A 1742-nucleotide genomic window follows, 5' to 3' on the forward strand; every position below is an offset into this window, starting at 1 on the left:
GGGTCTATTACATGGTGATGGAATATGCGGAGGGGAATATGCTGAAAGAGCTGATTGCGATGACCGGTCCCATTCCCGAACCGCGTGCCCTCCATATTTTCAAGCAAATCGTCAATGCCCTGGCTTATGCCCATTCCAAAGCGATTATTCACCGGGATATCAAACCCTCAAATATCATGATCGACGCGTCCGACAATGTGAAGATAATGGATTTTGGCATTGCCCGGCTGATGACCGATAAACATCTCACCCGCACCGGTTCCAAGCTCGGGACATTGTTTTACATGAGCCCGGAGCAAGTGAAGGCGAGAAAGGACATTGATCACCGCACGGATATCTATTCCGCGGGAGTAGTTCTCTATGAAATGCTGACCGGAAAACTGCCATACACCGCTGATACGGATAGTGATTTTGATGTGATGCTGGAGATTGTGAATAATGAACTGCCCGATCCCAGAACGATCTATCCGCATATCGGAGATTCCATGGTGCAGTTGGTATCAAATATGACCGCAAAAGACAAGCAGCATAGACCCGATACCGGCAAGATAAAAACCAAGCTTGAACAGTTCGAGGGAAAACACATATTCTATCCTGAAGAGGCAAACAAACCGTTTATCAAGGAAAAATCCATTCCGGCAGCACCGGAATCAATTTTTCAAGCTCCCGCAGCCGTTGAACAGCCATTAGATGATGTTTCCCATAAAGTGCCCTGGGATACAGAAAGTCCTGAATCATACACGCCAAAAACGAGCTCTACGAAACTTAGAAATATGCTTCTGATTATCGGCAGTATCGTGATCTTTATATTGATCTTTTTATGGATCCGAACAAGTAATAATGCACCTTCTATCGATCCCGTTAGCGTACCTGAGACTGAGATTGGAGATACATCCATGATCTTTGTGCAGGGCGACTCTTTTAAGATGGGATCGAATGATGGTGAGAGCGTTGAAAAACCTGTGCATCAGGTGACGGTATCATCCTTTTACATCGGAAAATATGAGGTTACGCAAAAAGAATGGACTGCGGTGATGGGCAGTAATCCCTCCTACTGGAAAGGGGATAATCTACCGGTGGAACGAGTATCATGGTATGACGCAATCGACTATTGCAACAAACGCAGCCTCAAAGAGGGTCTGAAACCTTGCTACAGCATCGGGGGCAACACAAAACCGTCAAGCTGGAGCAGCGGAACCATAGCTTGTGATTGGACTGCCAACGGCTACAGACTTCCCACCGAAGCGGAATGGGAATATGCAGCCCGGGGTGGAAACAAGAGCAAAGGCTATGATTACAGCGGCTCAAATGATATCAATACCGTGGCTTGGCATTATGACAACTCCGGCAACAAAACCAGAGACGTGGGCACCAAAAGCGCCAACGAACTCGGTATCCATGACATGAGCGGCAACGTCTGGGAATGGTGTTGGGACTGGTATGATGAGGAATACTATGGCAAAAGCCCAAGCTCCGACCCCCGCGGGGCAAGCTCAGGTGATTATCGCGTGCTGCGTGGTGGTTCTTGGAACGACTGTGGCCGCCGTCTGTCGGGTTGCCCACCGCAACGACTACAATCCCGGTAACAGGAGCCTCAACTACGGCTTTCGGGTCTTCAGGGCTATCCATTAAATGGACTTTGGTTCTTTGGTCTTTGGTCTTTGGAACCCGCCGGAGGCAAAAAATTGAATGAGGTTAAGATAATCAATGATAGCTACAATTTGTTGAAGTGGTTGATTCCG

Annotated in this window: 1 protein-coding gene; it reads left to right on the forward strand. The window is 47.9% G+C overall.

Annotated elements, in window-relative coordinates:
* A partial coding sequence (locus tag Q8M98_11755; GenBank protein MDP3115426.1) for a bifunctional serine/threonine-protein kinase/formylglycine-generating enzyme family protein occupies nucleotides 1-1586 on the forward strand: 1586 nt, incomplete at its 5' end.
* Nucleotides 1587-1742: the final 156 nt, after the last annotated feature.

Source organism: Candidatus Cloacimonadaceae bacterium (genome assembly GCA_030693415.1).
Taxonomy (GTDB): Bacteria; Cloacimonadota; Cloacimonadia; order Cloacimonadales; family Cloacimonadaceae; genus JAUYAR01.